This window comes from Entomoplasma ellychniae (assembly GCF_002930155.1).
Classification (GTDB): Bacteria; Bacillota_I; Bacilli_A; order Mycoplasmatales; family Mycoplasmataceae; genus Entomoplasma; species Entomoplasma ellychniae.
In genome coordinates this window covers 834,188-860,682 of sequence record NZ_PHND01000001.1, presented here as the reverse complement: position 1 = coordinate 860,682, position 26,495 = coordinate 834,188, and the positions used below count along the sequence as shown (strand labels likewise).

The 26,495-nt window shown below is 25.2% G+C and carries 22 protein-coding genes and 1 tRNA gene; 1 reads left to right on the top strand and 22 read right to left on the bottom strand.

The annotated features are described in order from the left end of the window. Nucleotides 1-21: 21 nt before the first annotated feature. The 6 genes from EELLY_RS03945 to EELLY_RS04190 all read right to left on the bottom strand — a co-directional run bounded on the left by EELLY_RS03945 (nt 22) and on the right by EELLY_RS04190 (nt 3,356). Nucleotides 22-321: a L7Ae/L30e/S12e/Gadd45 family ribosomal protein gene (locus tag EELLY_RS03945; protein WP_104206158.1), complete on the bottom strand. Its 300-nt coding sequence runs from the start codon at nt 319-321 to the stop codon at nt 22-24. Further along, nucleotides 314-580 (bottom strand): RNase P modulator RnpM, encoded by a 267-nt coding sequence (rnpM, locus tag EELLY_RS03940; protein WP_104206157.1) that lies wholly within the window; start codon nt 578-580, stop codon nt 314-316. The genes EELLY_RS03945 and rnpM overlap by 8 nt, the downstream gene beginning before the upstream one ends. Further along, nucleotides 561-2,009 (bottom strand): transcription termination factor NusA, encoded by a 1,449-nt coding sequence (gene nusA, locus EELLY_RS03935; RefSeq protein WP_104206156.1) that lies wholly within the window; start codon nt 2,007-2,009, stop codon nt 561-563. The genes rnpM and nusA overlap by 20 nt, the downstream gene beginning before the upstream one ends. A gap of 9 nt (nt 2,010-2,018) precedes the next feature. Next, complete coding sequence (gene rimP / locus EELLY_RS03930) at nt 2,019-2,513, bottom strand: ribosome maturation factor RimP (protein WP_104206155.1); 495 nt, start codon at nt 2,511-2,513, stop codon at nt 2,019-2,021. A gap of 382 nt (nt 2,514-2,895) precedes the next feature. After that, nucleotides 2,896-3,024, bottom strand: coding sequence for a hypothetical protein (locus EELLY_RS04370; RefSeq protein ID WP_281253998.1), 129 nt, complete (start codon nt 3,022-3,024; stop codon nt 2,896-2,898). Between the two features lie 155 nt (nt 3,025-3,179). Next, the gene (locus tag EELLY_RS04190; RefSeq protein WP_181021062.1) at nt 3,180-3,356 is read right to left on the bottom strand and encodes a hypothetical protein; all 177 of its coding nucleotides are present in this window, start codon (nt 3,354-3,356) and stop codon (nt 3,180-3,182) included. Nucleotides 3,357-3,421: 65 nt separating this feature from the next. Between EELLY_RS04190 and EELLY_RS03925 the strand changes: the two genes are divergently transcribed. Further along, complete coding sequence (locus EELLY_RS03925; protein ID WP_181021060.1) at nt 3,422-6,079, top strand: HAD-IC family P-type ATPase; 2,658 nt, start codon at nt 3,422-3,424, stop codon at nt 6,077-6,079. Nucleotides 6,080-6,090: 11 nt separating this feature from the next. On the opposite strand, the gene EELLY_RS03920 is transcribed toward EELLY_RS03925, so the two are convergent. The 16 genes from EELLY_RS03920 to EELLY_RS03845 form a co-directional block, all read right to left on the bottom strand. Then, nucleotides 6,091-7,176 carry a hypothetical protein gene (locus EELLY_RS03920; protein WP_104206153.1) on the bottom strand — a complete coding sequence of 362 codons (1,086 nt, stop codon included), beginning with the start codon at nt 7,174-7,176 and terminating at the stop codon, nt 6,091-6,093. A gap of 647 nt (nt 7,177-7,823) precedes the next feature. Then, nucleotides 7,824-8,459, bottom strand: coding sequence for a nitroreductase family protein (locus EELLY_RS03915; protein WP_104206152.1), 636 nt, complete (start codon nt 8,457-8,459; stop codon nt 7,824-7,826). Between the two features lie 12 nt (nt 8,460-8,471). Beyond that, the gene (locus tag EELLY_RS03910; protein WP_104206151.1) at nt 8,472-12,944 is read right to left on the bottom strand and encodes a PolC-type DNA polymerase III; all 4,473 of its coding nucleotides are present in this window, start codon (nt 12,942-12,944) and stop codon (nt 8,472-8,474) included. 17 nt (nt 12,945-12,961) lie between these two features. Continuing rightward, complete coding sequence (locus tag EELLY_RS03905) at nt 12,962-14,164, bottom strand: M50 family metallopeptidase (protein WP_104206150.1); 1,203 nt, start codon at nt 14,162-14,164, stop codon at nt 12,962-12,964. Nucleotides 14,165-14,168: 4 nt separating this feature from the next. Continuing rightward, a complete protein-coding gene (locus tag EELLY_RS03900; protein WP_104206149.1) occupies nt 14,169-15,209 on the bottom strand; it encodes a phosphatidate cytidylyltransferase in 1,041 nt (346 codons plus the stop codon). Between the two features lie 60 nt (nt 15,210-15,269). Further along, nucleotides 15,270-16,001: a DxFTY motif-containing membrane protein gene (locus EELLY_RS03895; protein ID WP_104206148.1), complete on the bottom strand. Its 732-nt coding sequence runs from the start codon at nt 15,999-16,001 to the stop codon at nt 15,270-15,272. A 62-nt stretch (nt 16,002-16,063) separates the two neighbouring features. Then, nucleotides 16,064-16,137 (bottom strand) — tRNA-Gly (locus tag EELLY_RS03890). A gap of 73 nt (nt 16,138-16,210) precedes the next feature. Continuing rightward, nucleotides 16,211-16,477: a 30S ribosomal protein S15 gene (gene rpsO / locus EELLY_RS03885; protein ID WP_104206147.1), complete on the bottom strand. Its 267-nt coding sequence runs from the start codon at nt 16,475-16,477 to the stop codon at nt 16,211-16,213. A 119-nt stretch (nt 16,478-16,596) separates the two neighbouring features. After that, complete coding sequence (locus EELLY_RS03880) at nt 16,597-17,145, bottom strand: nucleotidyl transferase family protein (RefSeq protein ID WP_104206146.1); 549 nt, start codon at nt 17,143-17,145, stop codon at nt 16,597-16,599. After that, complete coding sequence (gene truB / locus EELLY_RS03875) at nt 17,132-18,007, bottom strand: tRNA pseudouridine(55) synthase TruB (RefSeq protein ID WP_104206145.1); 876 nt, start codon at nt 18,005-18,007, stop codon at nt 17,132-17,134. The genes EELLY_RS03880 and truB overlap by 14 nt, the downstream gene beginning before the upstream one ends. Nucleotides 18,008-18,045: 38 nt before the next feature. Next, nucleotides 18,046-18,612 (bottom strand): dephospho-CoA kinase, encoded by a 567-nt coding sequence (gene coaE, locus EELLY_RS03870; RefSeq protein ID WP_181021059.1) that lies wholly within the window; start codon nt 18,610-18,612, stop codon nt 18,046-18,048. 5 nt (nt 18,613-18,617) lie between these two features. Beyond that, complete coding sequence (locus tag EELLY_RS03865) at nt 18,618-18,893, bottom strand: hypothetical protein (RefSeq protein WP_104206143.1); 276 nt, start codon at nt 18,891-18,893, stop codon at nt 18,618-18,620. 41 nt (nt 18,894-18,934) lie between these two features. Beyond that, a complete protein-coding gene (locus EELLY_RS03860; RefSeq protein WP_104206142.1) occupies nt 18,935-19,525 on the bottom strand; it encodes a hypothetical protein in 591 nt (196 codons plus the stop codon). 62 nt (nt 19,526-19,587) lie between these two features. After that, on the bottom strand, nt 19,588-21,876 hold the full coding sequence (locus tag EELLY_RS03855; protein ID WP_104206141.1) for a RelA/SpoT family protein: 2,289 nt from the start codon (nt 21,874-21,876) through the stop codon (nt 19,588-19,590). A 76-nt stretch (nt 21,877-21,952) separates the two neighbouring features. Then, the gene (locus tag EELLY_RS03850; protein ID WP_104206140.1) at nt 21,953-22,465 is read right to left on the bottom strand and encodes an adenine phosphoribosyltransferase; all 513 of its coding nucleotides are present in this window, start codon (nt 22,463-22,465) and stop codon (nt 21,953-21,955) included. Between the two features lie 11 nt (nt 22,466-22,476). Next, nucleotides 22,477-26,454, bottom strand: a complete 3,978-nt coding sequence (locus EELLY_RS03845) for a protein translocase SecDF, variant type (protein WP_104206139.1) — start codon at nt 26,452-26,454, stop codon at nt 22,477-22,479. Nucleotides 26,455-26,495: the final 41 nt, after the last annotated feature.

The window sequence follows — 26,495 nt, the reverse complement described above, 5'->3', positions numbered from 1 at the left end:
TCTTTTATTTAAATTATATTCTTATATATTTGATTTAATTAATTTAATAAAGTTAGGATCATTAACTCCTAATGCAACTACATTTTTATTTGCAAAAGATGTTATCATCTCTTCAACTGTAATTAAATTTGTATAATATTCAATATTATAAAAAGTACACTTATCAATAAATTTCTTTTTTTGACTACTTCCCATATTACTTGATAAAATAACTAGTTTTACTTTATTTTTTTTAATTGCGTCCAAAAGTTGTTCACCTTTAATAATTTTATTAGCAGCATAACACATGCCAATAGCATTTAATAATTTGCTTTTATTCATTAATTATCTTTTCTAGTTCATCATAAATAGACATATCTATTTTAGTTTTAAAACTTTTTGCTAGCAAATGTTTTTTTCTAGCTTGTTCAATAGAATCTAAATCTTTTAAAATATAAGATCCTCGACCATTTGCTTGATAAGTATGATCAACAAATACTTTATTATCTTTAGTCAATACAACTCTAAATAATTCAAATTTATTGATCATTTTTTTACTAACTATTTCTTTTCTTAAATTATTAATCGTAGTATTCTTCATAAAGATCTTCTTCATCTTCATCAATTTCTTCAACAACTTTTTCTTCAATAACATTATTAAATGATTCTAATTCAGCTTGAATTTCTTTTAAATCAATAGCTGGCGAATCAACTGCATTGATTGCTGCTAATAATTCTTCATCAATTTCTTCTACTCCTGAATTGTATTCTTCACCAATTTCGTCTTGAAATGCTGATAAAGCTTCTCTATCAATGTTGTATTGAGGTTTTTTAGCAACATAGTTATCTCTTGGGGAAAAATTTTCTCTTGAAGTAGCATCAGTTCTAGTTTTTCTCTTGTTAACTTCACTTAAGAATGCTGGATCATTTACTTGTTCTTCTGTAATGTTTCCATTTCATAAAACAGAAACATTTGCTTCTTTAGCACTTTCTAAACTATAAATATTAATTCTTCTTTTTAATAAGTTAGCAACTAATTTAGCAGCCATTCCAAATTTACCAATAGCTAATGACAATTGCTCATTTGGAACAACAATATCATATTCACCAAATACTTCATTAACTGAAATAACCTTAACTGGTGCCATTGCGTTGATTAAATATTCAGTGAAGTCTTCACTATATCTAATAACATCAATTTTTTCACCATTTAATTGTGCAGATATTTGATTAATTCTAGCACCTTTAACTCCAACAATAGCTCCAATTGGTTCTACATTCATGTCGTGTGATAATACTGAGATTTTAGCTCTTTTACCAGCTTCTCTTGATGCTGAAACAATTTCAACAACTCCATCATGTACTTCACTAATTTCTCTTTCTAATAATTTAATTAAAAAATTTGGAGCAATTCTTGATACTGATAATTGTGAATATTTATTTTCTCTTGAAACTTCTTCAATTAAAACATCAACAAATTGATCAATTTTAAATGTTTCCCCATTAATACATTTTTTGTTTCATAGTGATGTTTGCACACCTTCAATGTCTAATAGGTAAGAAGTTTGATTATCATTAGTCCCAACAATCTTACCAGTTACAATTTCATTTTCTAATCCAGCAAATCTTCTATAAATGCTTTCTCTTTCAGTCGCTTTTAATTTTTGTTGAAATATTTGACGTACTTGTCCAACAGCCATTCTTGAGAATTCATCACCAAATTTAATTTCTTTGTAAACATTTTCTCCAACAATAGCTGTCTTGTTAATTTGTAATGCTGCTTCTAATTCAATTTCTAATCAATCATCTTCAATATCATTAATTGTTTTAACAACTTTTAATTGTTGTAATAATTTAATATCACCTGAGTTGTCATCAATTTCAACTCTAATAATAGCATCTGTATCATAAAATCTTTCAAATGCTTTTTGAAATCCTTCTTTGATTCCTTCTAAAGCAATTTCTCTATCAATTCCTTTTTCATTTTCAATTGAAGCTAATGCTTCTAATAATTGCGCTCCGTTTACCATTATATCTCCTTAAAACTTTACTGCGTATCTAATAGTCTTAACTTCATTAAATGTGAAGTTGTGTTTTTTCTTTTGACCTTTTAAAAAGTATCCCAGTATAAATGAGTCATTAACTTCATCATAACTTAGCAATGTGCCTTCAATTGCATTTTGATTATTTACACTTTTATTTAATTCTAAATGTATGTAATCACCAATTGCTTTAATAAGTTGGTCTTTATCTTTAATGGGCTTTTCAGCCCCAGCACTAGCTATTTCTAACATATATGCATCACTTAGTTCTTCTAATTGATCTAATGCTTGTGAAATTAACTCATTGCTTTTAGTAATATCATCAAAATCTAATGGTTTATTAGGTTTTGCTAAATCTTCTACTAATATTTGTAAGATGTCACTATCAAAATCAAAATAATTATTTATCTCATAAATTTTTAATCCAGATTCTTTTAGAATTGGTTCTACAATTTTAATTATTTGATCTTTTACAGTTGTGAAATTTCTCATTTATCTCCTTTCGCAATAAATAAAGCAAGACGGTTAAGCCTTGCTCAATTACTTATTGATATTTAAATGATATCACATAAAAATACATTAGTTAAAGATTTTAGTTATTTTTTCAGTAGCTATTTTTAATATTCATTTTTTTGTTGAATTAGGAATTTTTATGAAACTTTTATTTTTACCCTTTGAATATACCGAAATTATTTGAGAATGATTAATTCTTAAAATCGAATCAAACATTAAGTAAGAAATTTCCAAATCAGAAATTATTATTTTTTCTCTTATTATTTTATGTACTTTACTATTTCTTATTTTTTTCGTAGTGAGTGGTATAACTAAATATTCACCATTTTGAAATGATTTTAAAATTATTGCAGGCCTTTTCTTAATAAACTTTTTTTTTACTAAAATCTAAAATCTTTTTATCCTGAGAAATACTTCTAAAAATTTCATTAGCATGTATTTTACTTATTTTTACTATATCAAATTTTCTATAAACAATTTTGTTTTCCATTTTTATTCCTTAAAAAAAGTCTCCCAATTTTAAAATTGGGAGGGACGTGCCTCTAGGGCATAGAAAGGAGGAAATACAGCGATAACACTATATTGTAATATCCAATTATTATAATTGAACCCTCACATATATTATTACATAAAAAATATAAAAAATTATGTTTTTGATTGGTGTCTAGTGAAATTTTTTGTTTTAGTTTTCAAATTTTTTAATATATCATTAACACCAAATTGTTGTTCATAATAAAGTATTTCATTTAATATAATTTTAGTTGGCTTTATTTCAGTACCAATTGTTGAAACAAAAGTGGTAGTATGTTCATGTGTTCTCATTTATTTTGTTTATAAAATTTATGAAAAATATTATAATAAAATATAATTTAAATAAAAGGGGTAATATGTTTAAAAAGAAAAAAGATATAGATTTTATTTATGATAAAACAGATTATGTAAATCGTATTGCTAATACTGAATTTAACAATTTAGAAGAAGTTATTTCTTCTCCTATTGGTTTAGATAATAGAATAGATAATGTAAATAAATTTGGAACTAATACAGTAGTTGTTAAAAAGTTTAATTGATTAAAAGAATTTATTGGTTCTTTAACTGAATTATTTAATTTACTTTTATTAGCTATTGGTACATTAGAGTTAATTATTTTTTTAACTTTAGAAACTGGGTTTATCACTTTAGTTTCTGCTTTAATTATTTACTTTATGGTTATATTAGCAGCATGTGTTGATTTTCAACAAGAGTATAAAGCATATAAAGAATCAATTCAATTACATCATGAAATTGAAAATGAAATATATATATTGACAAATAGAATAGTTGATATAAATACATTAGATAATCAAAAACAAAATTTAGTTAAAATTAAACAATCTGAATTAACAATTGGGGATGTTATTTATCTTTCACCAGGAGATATAGTTCCAACTGATTGTAGAATTATTAAAAGTAATGATCTATATATGGATCAGTCAACACTTAATGGTGAAACTGAATATATTTTAAAAAGTATTAATAACACTAAAGAACGTTTATTAGATTTAGAAAATATCTTATTTGCTCACACAATGGTTAAGCAAGGTAATTGTTATGCAGTTGTTATTAATATTAGTGTTAATAACTATAGTGATTCAATTGGAAACACTATAGAAGATATGGATGATGAAAGTGATTATGAAAGATCACTTAAAAAGATATCACAAATTTTAATAGGTTTTATTTTAATAATTACTCCAATAATTTTTGTTATTTCTTGATCAACAAGTGGTTTTGCTAAAAATGATTTTGTAGATCCATTAGTCTTTGCTCTTTCAATTGCAGTAGCATTAGTTCCAGAAGCACTACCAGCTATTATTTCAGCTAACTTAAAACTTGGAAGTAAAGTTATATCTAAAAATAAAGTTATTATTAAAAACTTAGCATGTATTCAAAATATGGGAAGTGTTAATGTTTTAACAACTGATAAAACTGGAACATTAACTTTAAATGAATTTGAAGTTAATAACATAGTTGATTATAGTTTTAACCAATCAGATTGATTAAACACTATAACTTCAATTAACGCACATGCTTCTAATATGTTAAATAATAAAATTGATTCGGCCATAAATAATCACTTCAAAGATTTAAAGATTAAGTATGAACTTATTTCTACAATTGACTTTAGTCATGAAAATAAATTATCTGGGGTTATTGCTAAAGTTAACAAGCAAAAACTATTAATTATAAAAGGAAGTTTTGAAGAAGTTATTAAACTTATTTCTAAAGTTAGAAATAATAATAAAGTTGAGGATGTAAAACCTGGTTTTGTAGAAAAACTAAATGAGTTTAATAACCAACAAGCTAATTTAAATAATAAGATTCTTATTGTCGCTTCTAAAGTTGTTGATTCCAAAGATAATTCTGTTAGTGAATTAGTATTTGAAGGTTTTGTTGGATTAGAAGAAAAACTAAAACAAGATGTTATTAGAATAATCAAAATATTTCAAAATTATGGAATTGATATTAAGGTTTTAACTGGTGATAATGAAAAAGTTAGTGAAAATTTAGTTAAAAAAATTGGATTAGACGTTAAAAAAATAAGTGGTGAACAAATTGTTTCAGTCAGTGAAGAACTTATTAAGAGCTTTAATTTATTTTATGAACTTTCTCCCTTAGATAAAGCACAAATTATTTCTATCTTACAAAAAGATAATGTTGTGGCATTTTTGGGTGATGGGGTTAATGATGCTATTGGACTTAAAAAAGCAGATGTTGGGATTTCAGTTAATGATGGTTCAGCTTTAGCAAAACAATCAGCTGATATTATTATGTTAGAAAAAGATTTAGATGTATTAGAGCAAGCATTCATTCAAGGTCGTAAAACATTTGCTAATGCTGTTAAGTTTGTGAATATAACAATCGCTTCTAATTTAGGATTATTAATTACTTTATTAATTTCAAGTATTTGATTTTCATTAACTTATAAAGCAAATGATTTTATATTTTTACCAATGTCTCCAATACAATTGTTATTACAAAACTTAATCTTTGATTTTGCAAATTTAGTATTTGTATTAGATAGTGTTGATGATAATAGTATTAAATCACCATCAAGGTGATCAACTAAAAGTATTATTCCTTTTGCTTTATGAAATGGAACAGTACATGTTATTGTTAGTTGTATTAACTTTTTAATTATAGGTTATGGGTTTAAAATGTTTCAACAAATTACAAATGGTAATGTTGAAACTTTACATCAATTTCAGACTGCATTCTTTATTGAAGTGGTAATCACTCATATTATATTGATAATGGTTTATAGAACAAGCAAGTTTAGTCTCACAGGGCCAAAAAGCAATAGTTTATTTAATGGATTAATGTTAATGTTTGCTTTTATACCTTTTTTAATCATTTTAATAGATCTACCAATACACAAAATGGAGTTAGAATTTATAAAAAATGTTTTTTGATATTTAACATTGCTAGGTTTAATAACCTTATCTTTTGGATTAGCTGAATTATTTAAGTATAGTTATATTAGAATCAATAATAAATGAATATAAAAAATCAAAAATTATAATTGTTCACTTCTTAAAATTTTTATCATTTCATCAAAACTTATATTTTGCTTTTTGTAAGTTTCAAAAAAATTTCACATTTCATCAATTAAGTCTACATGGTAGAGAATAACATCATAGAATAAATGACAAAATTTTTGGTTATAAATTAAATTTTTTTTCTCTTTTTCTAAATTTTTGGGATTTGTACCTTCTTTAGTTGTTATTAATTTAAGAGATTTTCGAACAATAGGAAAACTGAAAGATGCACTCATTTTAAATCCATCTAATTCAGTGGAAAATTTTTGATTAAACATTTGACAAATTTCAGTAGCTTTTTTATAAAATTTAGTTTGTTCTTCACTTACTCTATTAGTGTTTTTGTCGCTTATAATACCAATGATTTGTTTTGAAATAGAATTACCTTTTTTATTGTATTCTACATTAATAAAATCATTTGAAGTGATGTACATATTTTGGAAATTAATTATTTTCTCATTTATTACAAGTGAAGTACTGTATGATCGGATTATATCATTAAAAATTTCCACTATACAACACGAAAATATATAATTATCTTGTAAATCACTTTCACTGTATTTTGGGAGTTTGTGTGCTATATTGTTTCTTTGATGATTTAATTCAATTAACTTATCTCGTTGATTGTTATTTATCACTTGTATAGAGTGTAACTCATTTAATAATATTGAAAAATCTAAAATATTTCCATTTTTTGAATTTATATATACTTTGTTGTATATTTTCATAAAAAAAACTATCAATCTATTTAGAGCTATATGTGAAAAAATAACAAAATTTTCATATCGATTAACATCTAATATATTATTATAACTTACGATTGATTGCCTCATCTTTTCAATAGATGTTTTCAAAAATGGATCAGCTTCTATAGATACATGCTTTTTTAAAAGCTCTCTTTTTTCATCAAAAAGTTTTTCAATTATTTGTGAGGCAAAATCAATTGTGTAATTTTCTTTTTGTTCCAAAATTAAAAGAAAATCTATTTTCTTTGAATCATCTAATATAAGTATTTCTTGTATAAGTTCAGAAATTAAATTAGCTTGTGGTGTAGAAATTTTCATATAGTCTCCTGAATTTTAAATATTAACTATTTTCTTCTTATAAAATATTTTCATTACTCAAAATTTCTTGTCAACTTTTTTAGCATATCAATTGGTTATTGATAATTGTATGGTAGAATATCATATCATTTAATTAATAATTCGATTTGTAACTTTAGTACCAAGAAATTTAAACATATTTTTTACATAATCATTAAACGGTTCATTTAATTTTCTCATATAAACTTTAATTGCAAGTATTTGAACGTTTTTAATATTAGTATCTTTTAAATAACTCTATCATCAATTAATCCTTTATAAGTAAAATTCATGTTATCAATTGTTACATGAGCAAAATAGTTTTTTATATTTAAGGAATACCTAAATTTACCATTCAAAAAATTTATAAATTTTTTGAATTGGTGTAATTGATCAAGAAAACTAAATAATCTTTTTAATAAAAATAACTTGCAATGTTATTTCTTGATAGTAACTTTTGATACATTCAGATTTGTGTTAAATCTAAAAGAACGAATTCATCATTTAAATAAGTTTTTTATATTCTTTTAAGAAAATTGAAATTACTTTTGAGTCATAATGATCCAGTTTTTATGTACTGGAATTTATAACCAAAATTTTACTCATTTTCTTTTAATATAGATAATGAATTATTTTCAAATTACAAATTCATCTTCTTCTAATCTTAATTTTTCACCAGTAAATCTAATTGATTTTCCACATACCATTGATATGTATGGTGATTCATTTTCATTAATCATTTTTCTCTCAACTAAATATGATTGTAATTTTTTAGTATCATATCCTTCAATGATACATGTGTCAATACCAAGATTAGCAGCAGCCACTGTTGCGACCCCAGAACTAATAAAAGATTGTTTTATACTATACTCATTTTTAATTTGATCACTAACATCATTATCAACTAAGTTTTTAGTAACATTGATAGTAAACTTTTCTCTCATTTCACTTTCAATACCAACACCAAACTTTTTATCTAAAGTAATTTGTACTTGTTGGGCTAAACCATTTGGTGTTGTTCCTATAAATAATAATATTGCACTAGCAGTTACAAAATTTACTTGATTTCAAAATAAAGGCGCAAGTTCTTTTTGAATGTTTTTATCTTGAATAACTACTAATCTTTGGGTTAATAATCCAAAAGCACTTGGAGACATTCTAATCGAAGTAACTAGATCTTTTAAATCTTGCTCTGGTATTTTATAATTTGTATCAAATTCTCTTGCGCTTCTTCTTTGAAGCATTAATTCATTAACTCTTGTCATTTTTTCTCCTTTTTAAAATAATTCAAATGATAATTGATTATCTTCTGCTAGTGAATCTAAAATTTTTAAATCACCAAATATTTTTAATTGTGTTTTAGTAACAATTGTTCTTGATTCTAAGTCTTGCACTGAAACAATTGGTTTTTCTTTTCTAGCATTAACAATAGACATGGCCACTGCTTCTCCTAATGAATCAATAATATTAAAAGGAGGAACTAAGTATTTATCATTTGTTTTTTCATCTATATCAATTCTAAATTTAAAAGCCTCAGATTTTTCAAAATGAATATTTTTAATTTTAATATTTCTACTATACATTTCTAATCCTATTTCTAAAATAGGAATTAAATTTTGTTCTTTAGCACTTATTGGCATATTTCTCTTTTTCATAGATGTTAGTTCATTTAATTTTTCTTTAATTGATTCTAAACCACCTAAAAAGACTTTTAAATCAAAAGCTTCAGCTCTTGTTGATAAAAATGTTGCATAATATTCAGCAGGATAATAAACTTTATATCAAGCTATTCTATAAGCCATTAAAACATAAGCAGTTGCATGTGCTTTAGGAAACATATATTTTATTTTTTCACATGATTCAATATATCATTGTGGGATATTATAATCTTTTAACATTTGTTTAAATTTACTAGGAACTCCATTCCCTTTACGAACAGATTCCATAACTTTAAAAGCAGAAGTTGCATCAATTCCTTGGCGCATTAAATAAACCATAATATCATCACGACAACCAATAACTGTAGAAATATCTGCAATTTCATTTTTAATTAGTTCTCTAGCATTTCCAATTCATACATCAGTTCCATGCGATAGACCTGATATTTGCACTAAATCTGCAAATGATGAAGGTTTAGTTTCACTTAACATTGTTCTTACAAATGTTGTACCAAACTCTGGAAGCCCAAAAGCTCCTGTTGTTTCACCATTAATTTCATTTGAATTAATACCTAATGCTGACAAATCTCTAAATAACGAATAAACTTTCTTATCATTTGTTGGGATTTTAATTGGATCAACTCCAGTCAAATCATACAACATTTTTAAAGCCGTTGGATCAACATGACCTAAAATATCCATTTTTAATAAGTTATCATGAATTGAATGAAAATCAAAGTGTGTGGTTAATCATGAACTAGTCGTATCATCAGCTGGATAGTTAACTGGAGTAAAATCTTCTATTTCATATTCTTTTGGTAGAATAATGATTCCCCCAGGATGTTGTCCAGTTGTTCTTTTAACACCTTCAACTTGACTAGCTTGTCTTTCAATTTCAACTTTTCTTGGCATGTTTGATTCATCATAATCATTTTCTTCATAAAAGGCCTTAACATATCCAAAAGCTGTTTTTTCAGCCACAGTTGAAATTGTTCCAGCTCTAAAAACATTATAATCACCAAACATTTGTTTAGTAAAGTTATGCGCAATTGGTTGATATTCACCAGAAAAGTTTAAATCAATATCAGGAACTTTATCTCCGTCAAATCCTAAAAATGTTTCAAAAGGAATATCATGTCCATCACCAACTAATTCAATATTGCAATTCGGACAATTGGCAACTGGTAAATCATATCCACAAACAATTTCTTTTGGTGTATCAAAGTTTGAATACTTACATTGTAAACAACGATAATGAGCTTTTAATGGATTAACCTCAGTTATTTTACTTGTTGTAGCGACAAAAGAAGAACCAACACTACCTCTTGAACCAACTAAATATCCATCTTCATTAGATTTTTTAACTAATAAGTGTGATATTCAATAAACAACTGCAAATCCGTGCTTAATAATTGCATTTAATTCTTTTTCTAAACGTTCACTTACAATTTTTGGTAAATTTTCACCATAAAGATCATGAGCAGTTTGATAACATAAATCTTTTAGTTTTTGATTAGCATCTTCAATATTTGGTGTAAACAAACCTTGTCTAATAATATCAATGTTTGGTTCTATTTGATCAGATATTGCATTAGTATTTTTAATAACAATTTCATTTATTAACTTTTCATCATTTAATCATGAAAACTCTTGTAGCATTTCTTTGGTTGTTCTTACAAACTGATCAGGATGATCAATATTGTTAGATTTATTTTTAAAAGAAAATAGTGGGTGTCTGATTCCTCCTAATCCTTTAGCATTGATGTAAACATCTCTAATTTTTTTCATTTCAGGTCTTGTATAATGAGCATCACTTGTAGCAACCACTGTAATATTGTGTTTTTTAGCTAATTCTATTATTTTTAAAATGCAAGTTTTAAGTTGTTCAATATCAAGTGTTTCATTAACTATTAAATGCTTATAAACAGACAATGGTTGAATTTCTACATAATCATAAAATTTAATTTTTTCTTCAAGTTGTTGATATGTTCCTGTTTTAGCTAAATCAAAAATCTCTGAATTAACACATCCAGCTCCAATTAAAATATTATTATTCTTTCTAATTTCTAAAATTTTTTCTCTTAATATTTTTGGTTCACTAAAAAAGTTTTCAGTATGAGATATAGAAACTAATTTAAATAATTCTTTTAAACCAACTTGGTTTTTTACAAGTATGTTTATATGCATACCTCTAGATTTTTTTAAGTTATTATTTTCTTTATCATTAACTGGTATTAAATTATTTCAGTCATGATCATATATTATATTTAAACTTGGTTTTAAGTAAAAAACAATTTTTTGATACAAATTAAATAATACTTCAGCATCATAATCTGCTCTATGAGCAATAGTGTCATCATACATTATTCCAAATTTTTTACAAATAAACCCTAATCTAAAATATTTAAAATCTGTTCTTGCTAAACGTACAATAGCTAAGGTGTCAAAAATAGTATTTTGTATAGGACCAAATCCCGCTTTTATTGATGCATTATTTAAAAATCCTAAGTCAAAATTAGCATTATGCGCTACTAATATAGAGTCTTTAATTATTTCATGAATTTGACCATAATCTTCAATTATATCTTTTCCTTCTTTTTCTAACATTTCATCAGTGATTTTTGTCAAATCTTTAATAAAATTTTTTAAAGGCTGTTTGGGTTTAAAAAATATACTATGTTTTTTTTCAGTACGATTAACTGGATCATAAACAATAGCTCCAAATTCAATAATTTCATCCATTTCTGGTGATAAACCTGTTGTTTCTAAATCAAAAAACACAATTTTTGTTTCATTTAGTTTTACGCCTTTAGGATTTTTAACTAATCATAAATTGTTTTTATCAATCATATTCATTTCAAGACCATATATCAATTTAATTTTTTGATCCTCAGATTTTGTTTTATTTATTTTTTTTAATGCATTATACGCATCAGGAAAAACTTGTACATTAACATGATCAGTGATGGCTAAAGATTTTCACCCATAATTATCAACTAATTGTAAATAATCATGAATTGATGAAACACCATCCATTGCACTCATTTTAGTGTGAGTGTGTAGTTCAACTCTTTTGGTTTCATAATCATCAACAATCTTGTGATCTATTTTTTCAATTTTTCCTATTTTTTCAATAATAAAGTTCTGCTCTTTATCTCATTGTGAATAAGAAGTTTTTCCTTTAAGTGCCACCCAATCACCAACTTTAATTTTTTTAGCTTTAATGTCTTCAATTTTTGGTGAGTTTAATTCTTCTTCAGTCAAAGGTTCAAAAAATTCTAGATTATTACCATTGCTAAAATAAATAGCATTAATTGAAGAATGCTCATCACTAACCGCTATTTTATAGATTTTTCTACCTGGTGCCTTTGAATCTCTTATTTCATATTTGTTTACTTTTGCGTGAATAACAATATTTTGAGCATCATCTTCAATATCAGCTAATGAATCATATGTTGGTTTTTCTAAACTAACTGCATAAGCTTTATATTCTTGTTTAGTAATAGAATGATTTGTAGAATATTTGTTTTGAGATATTTGACGATATTGTTCTTTTGATTTTTGCTCAAATTCTAAAATGCTTTGAGTATATTGAGCACTATTATCTTCTATTTCAATATAGTATTTAAGATCTTCAAATCCGAATTGTATTAGTTTTGCAAAACAATATTTTAATTCATCTTCAAGTTGATCTTTCAATGAATTAGAGTCTACAACAAAATATAGACATTTTTCCTCTTTATTATATTTAACATCTCTATCACAAACAAATTCTCACACAACAGTCTTATTTTGAGCCTTATTTTCTTTAATAAAATTAATATATTCTAAAATAAGTTCTTTATCTAATCTTTGATTTTTAACTTCTAAAATTAACTTAAGTGGAATACTTGGGTTGTTTACAAAATTATGATGTACTTTATTTAAAATTCTTACAGGTAAAAAGTTTTTAACTGATATTTTACAATGAATTTTATTTTTCTGCGTTTTTAAAACTGGTTTTTGTAGGGTAGCTTTATCAAAGTATGCCATTTCAGTATCTTCAAGATTAATATTACATTTTGTAAATAAATCTATTAGTTTTGAGTCCATCTTATCCTTCTTTCTTTTTAAATTATAATATCTTTTATTGTAACAATTATCATTAGTCCCAATAAGAATATAGCCCCAACTATATAAACAATAGTTTTAAGTTTAGTATTCATCTCTTTTTTGGTAATTCATTCAATTAATGCTTCTCAAAACTTAAAACCATCAAGTGGTGGAAATGGCAGCATATTCAACATAAATAAATTAGCTGAAATACCTGCAATATACAAAGCATAATTAGTTTTAACAGATGTAGTTGCCCCAGAAGTATTAAACATCCCCAACGGCCCACTAATCGCGTTAAAATGACCAGTAAAAAATGATCCTAACCCTTTTATTAAAGATATTGCTTGATTTCATGTTTCAACAAAACTGTATCCAAAAGCAGACCAATTGTTTTTAAAATACTTGTGAGGTGGTTGAATCCCAATTCTCATAACTTTCTGGTTTTTTCAATTTTCAAGAATATCTTGATCAACTTCTTTTAAACCAGTGTCTTTAATTTCTCCATTAACTTTTTGTGTATATTTATCTATCTGTTGATAACTAAAAGCTAAGCTAATACTTGAAAAAAAATCAGGTTCAGTTTTGATTAATTTATTTGTTTCGCTTAAATAATCAGATACCTCTTGTACCATTATAGAATATTTAGTTGAAGTAAAATCTTTTTCTTTTTTTAAATCTTCATTTCACTTAATTTGTATTCCTGTTAAAACTATATTTTGAGCATCACTTTCAAGATTTGGTTCTAATTCTTGAATAATTTTTAATGCTACAGAATCTTTTGCAAATATTTGCCCATTTGAATTCATATCATTTGGTTTATATCCATTTGATAAAAATACTGACATTATCAAAATAAAAGCAATAAATAAATTGACTATTGGTCCAGCTAAAATAAATAATGCCTTTTTTCATTTAACAGCATAATCAATTTTGCGTTCATCAGGAATGGTTGCAAATTCTTCTTCCCTACCATTGGGTGGTGGGGAAAAATCACTAGCAATAGAAACAAAACCTCCAAGAGGTAATATTCTTACTGAATATCATGTTTCTTTGGTTTTAATAGTAAAAAGTCTTGGTCCAAAGCCAATAGAAAATTCAAAAACGTAAGCTTTAGATCATTTAGCAAATAAAAAGTGGCCTAATTCATGTAACGTGATAAGAACTAAAACTATTACAACGCCCACAACAATCATTAATAAAGAAAATAACACACTCATAAAATTACCCTATAAATGAATCAATTAATATTATAAAAAACATTAAAGAAAACACCACCATGAAAGAATCTAATCTATCCAAAATACCACCATGCCCAGGAATTATATTGGAAAAATCTTTTATACCCATTTTTCTTTTAATAAAAGAAAAGAAAAGATCCCCAAATTGACAAGTAATAGAAATTAGAACAGCAAATAAGACATAAAGCGTTATTATTTGACTTTGTGATAAAATTTCAGCAAAAACAAAAACGTTAAATACATTATAATCACTTTTTATAAGCAGTAGCATTACAGATAGTGAAATTAAAATAATAGTTGATGATAAAAATCCACCAATGGCTCCTTCCCAACTTTTTTTTGGACTTATTTTTGGTGCCATTTTATGCTTACCAAATTTACCACCAAAAAAATATGCAAAAGTGTCAGTTAATATAATGCCTATTCATATTCAAACCCCAGTTATATATCCCATATTAATGGCAGAGTATCCATTTTTATCAGTATAATCAACTGATAAACAAATTGTTGTAAAACCTTTTAATCCAAATACAATTACTAAACCTATAAATACAATTCACAAAGCATCAAGTGTTTTATAATTTATTATTTTCAGAACAAAAAACATTGCACCTATTAAAGTGAAAAAAACTGCAAATTGAAAAAATGGATTACCAAAAAAGATAATAGCTGCTTTATGAAAATTGTAGATAAATATACCGTCTGCTAAAAATGCTGCATCGCCTAATGGCATTAAATATAATAATGTACCAAAAATTATTAAAAAAAATTTAGCTCATACTTTTTTTAATTTAAATGTATTGAATAATTCAACAAAAGTAGCAGCTAATATTGCAATTGATGCAATTATAAATAACCAACCAAAAACATAACTTAAATTTTTTGAGCCTTGTTGAACCCACAATTCATTATTTAAAACTGCAAAAGCTACATAAAGACCAAATATTCAAAATAAAGCAGCACCGGAAATAACTCTTAAAAACAAATTATTATTTTTAATTTTAAAGTCTTTAATAGAATGCATTGTTACCTCTTATCTTATATTATTTATATTTTAACAAAATAAACTATCAATAGTTTTAATCTATTTTTTATTTTTTTTATTTCTTAACTTCTTTTCTTTTTCATTCATTTTTTTAAGTTTTTTATTAGAAACAAAAGTTTCATACTTATTATCAAATTGCATAATCATTAACTCATAACGATTGTTTTTTTCAATTATATCGTTATGAAACTTATTAGCTTTTTCTAATCTTTTTAGCTCTTGTTGAGTTAAATTTTTTTTATTATAATTTTCTATGAAAAATTTCTCATCTTCTTCTTCAATTAAAAATCTTCTATTTCTTAGAAATGTAGTTATGAAAACACCAATTAATATTCCAAAAAAAGCAAATATAAACATTAAAGCTAACCTAACTGGTCAAATAAATGACATTGAAACTTTGAATATTCAAATATCATTTACAATAAAACTAAAAAACATTAAAGAAATTGCTAGTGTAAATGTAAAACTATCTTCTTTTTGAAGTTTTAAATAGTATGAAATGAAATTAAGTAAAACTACAAACAAAATTGTTAAAAAAGTTATGAATATCAGTATAACTTCTCTAGCTGGTAAATTATCATAATAATTTTTAAACCTTGATGCTTCATTAACTGACAAGTTTCAAAAAGGGCCTATGCAAATTCATATAACTAAAAAAGGAATAATCACAAAAAAAGTTTCAAACAAAATACTTATAAATATATTTGTTCTTTCATGATCAAACTTTCTTAACTTTTCAAAATCTATTCTTTTATCACTATCTATTTTCATATACATATAATTATACTATTAAATAAAAAAACAACCCTAAGGTTGTTTGGATTTTTAATAAATGGAGCAGGTGAAGGGAATCGAACCCTCACAGTCAGCTTGGAAGGCTGAAGTTCTACCATTAAACTACACCTGCAATAAATAAACACATAAATATAATATTACATTTTACTATATGTGTCAATTAAATGCTTGATTAAAAATTATTATTATTTTCTTAAACCAAGCTTAGCAATAATATCTTTATATCTTTGTACATCGTTTTTAATTAAAAAATCTAATAAGTGTCTTCTTTGAGCAACTTTCTTTAAAAGTGTTCTTCTTGTTGGAACATCTTTTTTATGATCTTGTAAGTGCACTGTCATATTTTTAATATCTTCAGTCAATAATGCAATTTGAACTTCAGCTAAACCTGTGTTATTTGCATTACCTCCAAATTCACTAATAATTTCAGCTTTTCTTTGTTTTGAAATCATGTTTCCCCTTTGTTGTGATTTTTTTGTTGCATCATAGATAGATTTGGGAAAAAATCTTACCTCTGGTGAACTGTCACTTTAAAGATTATAAAACATTTTTAAAAATAAAACAATATCATTTATCCTTTTTTTATTAAGTTAATGTCAATTATATCAATTATATCTTGTGAATTATTTTGTTTAATTTTCTTTTTAACTTCACTGGTTGAGACTGAATTATTTCTTTGAAAAATAATTACATTGTCAATTCCAAACTCTTTTATTAAATAATTAACATCACCAGTTTGATTGTAAGCAAACTTAAAATCACTGCCCTCAACTATTTTGATAACACCTAACTTATTTTTTAGAATATTTACAAATTCTTCTTTTGAACTATTAGCTAACTGTTCATCAACTTCGATAATATATAAAAAGTCGATTTCAAATTTATTTTGAATATATTTTATTTTATCTTTCTCGTTTAGAAAAAAATCATAATCTTTTTTTCCTGGCTTTTTATTAAAAGTAAATATGATTCTAAACAAATTTTCTTTTGTTCCTATTTCAACTACTTTATTGATAATCATTTGATGATAAATATGTAAGCTATCAAACATGCCAACTGTAATAATTGAATTACTTGCTATTTTTTCTAAATTTTTTATTTTTGTTTTAATTACTTGCATCGTTTAACCCACCACGTCTACATTTATAAATATCGTTTTCTATTTTTTCATAACAAGCATAAACATTTTGATGACTATCGCTTATAAAAACTATTTTATCTTCTGAATCTAACTTTATTTTTTTACCATTATTTACATCAACTAATTCGTTTAAGTGAACAATTGATAATTTTGCTAATTTTAATGAGTCATATATATTTATAATATCTTTTTCATCAATTTTATCTAGTTCTTTTGAATCTTCAATTAAAAACTGACCAGACTGCATTCTTCTAAGTTCACTTACATAACCTATTGTTTTCAATGAGTTTGCTATATCACAAGCTAAAGATCTTATATAAGTGCCTTTTGAACAATTAGCTTGTAATTTAATTGAGTTATTTTTTTTGTCATAAGATAATAGTTTTAATTGATTGATTGTTATTCTTCTTTTTTTAATTTCAACTTCTTTGCCTTCTCTAGCATATTCATAAAGTTTTTTTCCATTAATTTTTATAGCAGAAAAAATTGGGGGTTCTTGGTCATAAGTTAAACCATCAAATTTTAAAATTACTTCATTCAGGGTTTGTAACTCTATTTCTCGAGTTTCTTCTTGATTAATGATTTCTCCCTCAGCATCATAAGTTGAAGTTGACTTAAAAAGAGTTATTTCAAATTCATAATTCTTGTTTTCATTTAAAAAATAATCACTTAATTTAGTTGCATTATTTAATAAACAAATAACTAAACCAGTAGCTAAAGGATCTAAGGTTCCTGCATGGCCAATTTTTTTGATATTCATTTTTCTTTTAAGCAATTGTATTAGTTTATTTGTAGACATTCCTTTTGGTTTGTCTACAATTATAATTCCTGATTTATTCATATTTATATTTTACTATTAAAAAAAATAATTAAACTTAATTAAGTCAATGGTAAAAGTAATTTTGTTATTTGTTTGTCTTTATATTTTTTATTTCAAAAATTATTTTTTATTTTTATTTTTTCAATACTTTTAAATTTTGATAATGCTTTAACCTGCTTTAAATAAATACCTAGTGTTTCTTTTTTGGGCCTTTTATCTCTTTTAAAAATTCTATAAGTAGCAGTTCAAAAACAAGTTTTGATCTCTATGTACAAATCTATATCTAATTCTAACTCTGGTAATAAAGCTGCATCAATAATAAAGTTTTTATTTTTATCTCCAACAGTTTTTATAAGATAATTTTTTAACTCAGGTCATACAATAGCATTTAATTTAACTCTTTCATTTTCATCATTAAAAATCAGTTTTCTTAATTCATGTCGTTGAAGTTTATTATCTTCAAAGCATTGAGGAAAAACTTTTTGTAAGGCCTTTTGAATATTTTTATTATTAACTATTTCAGATGAAATTTTATCACATTCCAATAAAGTGAAACCAAACTTTTCAAATCTTTTTGAAAATGTAGATTTACCACTACCTATTGTTCCATAAATACCAATAATCACTTTTACTAACCTCCATACAAACTTAACATTTTTTCAGGTGAAACTTTAGTAACTGTTATTAAAGTATTTGTGTTCATATCAATAACAAAATATATATCACTATTAGAAGCTGATACATAAACTGTGTTTTTTTGATCAAAAGATTTTGTAGAAGCTTGCATATGTTTTTTAATTGCTGCTTTCACTTCTCAATCTGGTTTATCTTTTAAATTTAATCTTTCTTTTGCTCTTTGTAGTGCATGAGACGTATAGTTGATAATAGGTTTATAATAATAACTCATCTCACACCACCTTTATAACAAATATTTTATATGTTTTTTACTTAAAAAACTTTACTATTTATAACCTCTTTTAAATCAATTATTATTTTTTGCAATGTAGATTTTGTTTTAGAAATAGAGATGTCCTCTTGTTTTGCTATTTTTGTTAAGTGCGTTCCATTAACATGCTCATTAAAAATACGCCTTTCTAAATCGGTTTTGAATTTAGAAAAATACTTATCTAACAAATCATTTCAACCAACATTATCTATCAATTCTGTTTGGTTTTCATCATGATAATTTATATTTAAATGATAATCATCATTTAATAAACTAGCATTCCTCATGCAATTATTAACTATTTTAAATTTATTATTTACATATTTTGAACATATATTTAATGTTTTTCAATAAACAGCATCAACCAAACAACTAGTAAAACTTTTACGCATTTTTCTTTTATAATAAATTTTTATTAAGTCATTATAAGCTTCTCAAGCATAATATTCCATATCTTCGATTTCCAGTGGAATAGAATCAAATTTATTATATGCTCTTTTTATAGCAAACAATACTACTGGTTTTAGTTCCTTAAAAAATTTATATTTTTCATCATCACTAAACTTTTCAATATTATACATATCTTTATTCATAATTACCTCCGGACATTTTTGTCCTTATTTAATAATTAAAACAAAAAAACAAAAAAGATGTTTTAGTCTATCACTTTAACATCTCTTTCACAATCTATTAAGTTGGCTAATGATTTAATTGATGCGATGATTTGATTTAATTGCTCAACTGATTTAACTTGCACAGTTAAAACCCCAGAAGCAATAAGTGTTTTAGGATCAACTCCCATTTTAATATTAATAGTTGTTGCTTTAGAATTAGTTAGCACTCTTGATATGTCATAAAGAAGATTAGGTCTATCTGTAGCAAAATAGCGGATTTTAGTTCTATAGGTATTATTAATTGTAACAGCTTCATTTCATTTAACTTCAACAAGTCTTTTATTTTGTTCTACTAATGAATTTAATGAAAAGCATTTGCGCATGTGAACTTTAATTCCGTTTCCAGATTTTGTAACATAACCCACAACATCTTCATAGGGAATTGGCAAACAACATATTGCAATTGATGTTTTAATATTTGTTATTCCCTCAATAACAATATCATTTTTTAGTGTTTTATCATTTATTGTTCTTGATGCAATTGTTCTAAGTGTTTCATCATCTTTAGAATAAGATTGATTAACATAATACTTATCTACAGCTTCAGCTATTGGAAATTCTCCACGAGCAATTGAAATTAAGAATTCTTCTAAACTTGCATATCCGTCTTTTTTAACTAATTCAGTTGTTTGATCTATACTTATTTTCTTTCATTTTCAATCTTTTTGATTTATAAATGAATTAATAATGTGCTGTGCTTTAATCGCAGCTTCTTTTCTTTCGTTTTCAAAACCTTTATCTTCATTAAACTTATTATTAAGATATTTTCTAATTCTATTTCTAGCATTCGTAGTGATCACGATTTTTAGTCATTCATGAGTTGGTTGTTGTTTGCTTGAAGTTTTAACTTCAATAACTTGACCAGATTTTAGAACTGTATTAATTGGTGAAAATGAACCATCAATTTTAGCACCAGTTGTTTTTTCACCAATTTCAGTATGAATTCTATAAGCAAAGTCTAAAACAGTTGCACCATAAGGCAAAGTAATAACTTGTTGATTAGGAGTTAGCACATAAATGGTTGAAGCAAAAATATCTTGTTGTAATTGTTTTTCTAAATCTTTATTATTTTCATTTTCATCAGCTTGATCTGTTATGTCTAAAATTCTAGTAAAAACATCAATTTGCTCGTCAATTTCTTTTTGCCTTTTAGCAACATCAACAATTTCGTTATCTTTATATCTTCAATGAGCTGCAGCTCCTGACTCAGCAACATCATCCATTTTATTAGTTCTAATTTGAACTTCAAAAATCATATTATTGTTATCAGCTACTGTGGTATGCAATGATTGATAAACCCCATTTTTAGGTGTTGCTATATAATCTTTAAACCTTCCAGATAAAGGAATATATTTTTGATGAATAAAACCTAAAACTTTATAACAATCATCAATTGACTTTGTAATTATTCTAATAGCAGTTAAATCGTGAATTTGTTCGAATTCTTTACCATTAACTGACATTTTTCTATAAATAGAATAATGAGTTTTTTCTCTTCCAAAAATAGCTAATATTTTTACATTTTTTTCTTTTGTTAAAAATTCATAGATATTATTAATTGTTTTTTCAACATCTTTTTCTCTTGTTTGTTTATTTTCATCAAGCAACTTAACAATGTATTGAAAATCTTTTGGCTGTAAAACAGCAAAAGACATATCCTCTAATTTAGATTTAGCATTTTTCATTCCAATTCTGTGCGCAATTGCAGAATAAATATTTAAAGTTTCTTGAGCTACTAACTTTTGTTTTTCTAAAGACATATTAGATATAGTTAACATATTGTGTAATCTATCAGCAATTTTAATAATAATAACTCTGATATCTTTTGCCATAGATATATAAAGCTTTCTTAAATACTCCGACTTAATTTTTTCTCTGTTATCTTCTTCAAAAAAACTTACTTTTGTTACAGAATCAACTAATTCAGCAACTTCTTCTCCAAACATATCAGAGATCTCTTTTTTAGTAATTGGGGTATCTTCTATTACATCATGCAACAATCCAGCAATTATAGTTTTTGGTCCCATTTCCAGTTGAGCTAAATAATAAGATGTTGATAAAGGGTGGTAAATATAAGGATCACCATTTTTTCTTTTTTGAGTTGCATGCATTTTTTCAGCAAAAATATATGCTTTATGAATGTCATTAATAATGTTTTCATCCTTAATATATTTTGAAACTTCTTGTTTTAAAACATCAAATTCTTTAATTTCAATAATATTAAGATTAGTTGAAGCTCTATTCGTATTTTTAATTTTTGAAGCGCTCATGAATTTACCTGGTTCTATATGTATTACATTATATAATATTTTTATCTATTTGGATAAAAAAATACTAAGTGATTTCTTAGTATTTTAATATTTTTTGTAAAGGGTATTGTTTGAATAACTCCTTTTGATGTAATGATTCTAAATCTATCAAAAACGATATGCCAGCAATTATTCCTTGCTCTTTTTCAACAAGTTCAATAATAGCTTCAGTGGTTCCCCCAGTAGCTAATACATCATCTACAATAACAACTTTATCACTTGGCTTGATATCATTTTTATGCAGTTCTAAAATATTTGTCCCATACTCTAAATCATATTTAACACTAATAACTTGTCTTGGTAATTTACCTGGTTTTCTTATTAGTACAAATCTTTTTTTAGTAGCATAAGCAACAGCACTTGCAAACAAAAAACCTCTAGCTTCTGGTGCTACTATCACATCAGCTTTAGTTTTAATTACAAACTCAGCCATTTGGTTAATAGCAAATTCAAAGGCTTTAGCATCATTTAATAAAGGCGTAACATCTTTAAAACCAACACCATCAATTGGAAAATTTTCAACATTTAAAATATAATCTTTTAAGTTCATTTAATTTCTTTCTAATCGTTAATGTCTTTTACGATTTGTTCTTCATGAGACGTGTTAATAGTTTTAATAAAATCGTGATAAGCAAATTTCTTAGCAATTCTTCTTTTTTCTAAACTAATAGTCAAAGGCACAGCAGTTGAAATAATAAATATATAAGTTGTAAATATACCAATTAAAAGTGTTAGTCCAACCCCCACAATGCTTGGAACTGTGATTGCTAATATTAACGCAAATAGTATATAAATTATTCCTATTATTAGTACTTTTTTAATTGCATACTTCATTGTTTCATTTAAAACTTCTAACATATATTTGTTTTCTTTAATAAGCTTATTAAATTCAATATTATTTTCTTGTTTTGAAAGTTCAATTTCTTTAGAAATTGGTTTTATATCTAATTTTAGTTGTTTTTTCAACATTTTAATTTTAGCTTTTAAAATTTTAACTTCAGGATTTTTAGATTGAATAATAAATAAAGACTTAAATTTATTAATGAACTTAAATTTACTTACTTTATTTAATTTAGCATTAATCATTTCTTTTGTTAAATCATTTTTACTTAATTGATAAGTTTTTTTTATATTTAAGATTTTGTTTTTAAGTTCAGCATTTGACTTATTAAACTTAGTTTTCAAATCAATTTCTGAAGCAAAAGAAGATGCTAATTGGTCTTTAGTTTTAGAACTAATTGAACTTCTAATTTTACCAAGCATCAATATTATTGATAGCAATGCAAAAGATATAACACCAATAAAAGTTGATAATAATTCATAACTGATAGGAACTCTAAATACAATTATTAATGATGCTGTTATTGCTGCAATAATAATTACCCCTAAAGCTAGAGCAACATAGTAGGTTCATTTGAATCTTATTATGATATAAACTAACAACCCCAATAACAATATAGCCATCGCAATTAAAATTTGTGTTATTTGACCAATAGCAGTATAAGGTGATTGATCCATCCCTAATATACCTTTATCAATCGTATTTTCAATTTCACCACCTTGTCAAATTGCATTAACGTCAAATAAAACCTTTTTCATTAATAGTCGGTTTTTTGCTAAAGAAGTTCTATTTGAAAATCTAACTTGTATTCAGCCAACATTTGAATTGTTTGAAATAACATAATCATCACCATAAATAATTACTGGATTAGATGTTTTTGCAACAGATTTATTAACAAATATTTTTGTTAAATCATTGTTATAAACAAATTCTAATGTTTTAGCTGACAGTTCAATAGATTTTTTAGCATCAGAATTAGAACTTGATTCATTCATGATTTGATTTTTAAGCTCTTCTAACTCAGCGGCTTTTGTTTTATTTTGCTCATCGATTTTGTCATGTACTATAGAATATTGACCATTAGAAAAAGACTTAAGATTTTCACTATAAATGATAAATGTTTTATCTTTACCAAAATCATTTGAATAAGCTGGACCGATTGTCATAGATAATATTGAACCTATTATTGATAATACCAAAGTAATAAGAATTAATATTTTTGATACATTTAAACTATTATTAATTTGTTTTGATTCATATATTTTTTGGATAACTTCATTTGGTTCTTGTTGAATAATAGCTTCTGAATAGCTTTTGCTAATCTGTCTTGAAACAATCACAGACTTCATAATTCAATGCTTAAATTTTATAAAAGGGTTTTTAGTTTTTGTTTCTTGTAAGTTTTCTTTTAAAACTTTTGATTCAAGTTTTAAAATTCTTGCTTTATGTTTTGCAATATTCTTAGTTTTAAACAACTCTTCTTTTTCAAGAATTAATTTGTTCAATAAAGTTTTTTGATCGTCCATTTTTTTAATTTTTAACAATTGTTTTGAGCTTAGTTTTTCTTTATTTGTTAACATGTTTATTTTAAACTCTACTTTTGATAACTGGATTTTTTGTTTGATAGCATAATTATTTTTTAAAAATGAAGTATCTAATGGCAATAATAATGGGTTTTTTTTCATTACATCGCCTTTAATTGTTAATCAAATAAGAAGTCTAAATATTATTATTACTAAAATAAACGTAATTGCACTTGACGCAACAGCAATGGTAGCCAAATTTTTAAGCGAACCACTGCTTATTCAAAATAAAACTATATTAAATACAATAACTAATAAAGTTAAGTCAAAAATTGAAGATGTTGTATCTTTATTTGCCAATTTAAAAGATTCTATTTGTGATCTTTTATTTACATTTAAATGTTTTTTAAATGCTTCAATAAAAATAACACAAGAATCAATGATGATAGCTAATGCTACAAACATTAAAGTTATTGTTTCTATACCAATAGCAACCCCAAAAAATGTTGGGGTTCAAATTGTTAGAACTATTGAAGTTACAGCTATAATTAGTGTGTATATACCAAGTAATCTATAAAAAAATAATAAATAAGTTATTGTTATTATTGAAAGAATTAATAAACAGACCAATGATGCTATCAACATCAACAAAGTTACATCAGCATTAAATGCAACAGTTCTGATAACTTTAAAACTAAACCCTGAAGTTGTTTGTTTTATAGAAGCTTCAATGGTTTTTGCAATAGTTGCGGATTTAGCTGCAACCTTTAATTGATTACTAATGAACGACACTTTTTTTGAATATGTATTTGAACTAGAATCATTAGATTTTATAGACAGATAGTTAATTTCATCATTTGCCATAATAAAGTTTTTGGAAAAAATATCACTATCTAAATTTTGATTGAATGGTTCAGTTTTATTTGGATCGATATTAGCTAATAAAATATCTTTTACAATTAAAGCATTTATTGTATCAGCAACTGTGTATATTTTCATTTGTGGAGCTGACTGATTTAGTGAAAATTTAAAATCCTCGTGATATTTACCTGTTGCATCATTAAAATCTTTAGTTACTGAGTTTGAATCTACAACATATTTACTTGCACTATTTATATATGAAAACTCATGATTAGATATTGTATTAATAGCATCATAAGTTCCGTAAATTATACCTTTCAATTGTCTCACAACTTCAACATCACTACCTTGAATTGTATGATTATTTGAGTTATTTTCTCATCAAAAGTCTAATTTATCACCGATTAATGAACCGCTTTTAATTGTTTCACCGTCATCATGTTTCACTTTATAATTTATTGCAAAGAAATCATCAAGAATAGCTTTAACATTATCATCACCTGATTTGTATACGGTTTGAGCAGGAATAATAACTCCTTTATAAAAAGACAACAAATAATCATCTTGATTAATTGATTTTGGTGCAAGAGTGTAATACTCTCTCAAATTATTAATAATGGTTTGCATTGAAGATATTAAAGTTAACTTTTGAGAATTAGTTGGAGCGTTTTCACCTTCAGCTGTTGTTGAAGAAGCTAGTTTATCTAAATACCCACTTTTTTTACCTTCTGAAAAATTTAAAAAAGGTGTATTTTTTTGTGCTCCTGAAGGATCAGGTTCTGGAGAATAATTTACATCCCCAAAAATGTCTGAAATAGCAATTTTTTCCTTTATTTGCTTATTATCATCAAAAACACCAGTTGTTTTAACTTTTGTCATTGTTGAATCATCAAATAAAATATCTTTGTAATCACTATTTAAAGCAAGCAAACCACCATCTTGCTCAATTGCATGTTCAAAATTAGTTTGGTTTGAACCATATTGTTCTTTTATTGAAGTTACCATCAAACGGTTTTTTCCAACAACTTTAATATCAACTGTATTATCTGAAAAAGGTGATAATTTTGTTTCTAAAGATTTAGCTGCAACTCTTGCATCACCATTAGCAATTTGAGAGCTTCCAGTTTCTTGGTCTTTATTTAAATCATAAACTTCTACCAAAGATTGATACCCACCAGAATATCTTGAGTTAAATAACGTGTTAGCAGAAACACTCATTGATGAAAAAACTATAGATATTGCTAATCCAATAACAATAATAAAAATACATAAAATATTTAGAATTTTTCTTTTGCCTTTGTTATTAGACTTCATTCAAACTATTCTCCTTTAAAGGTTTATTTAGATTAAAAAAA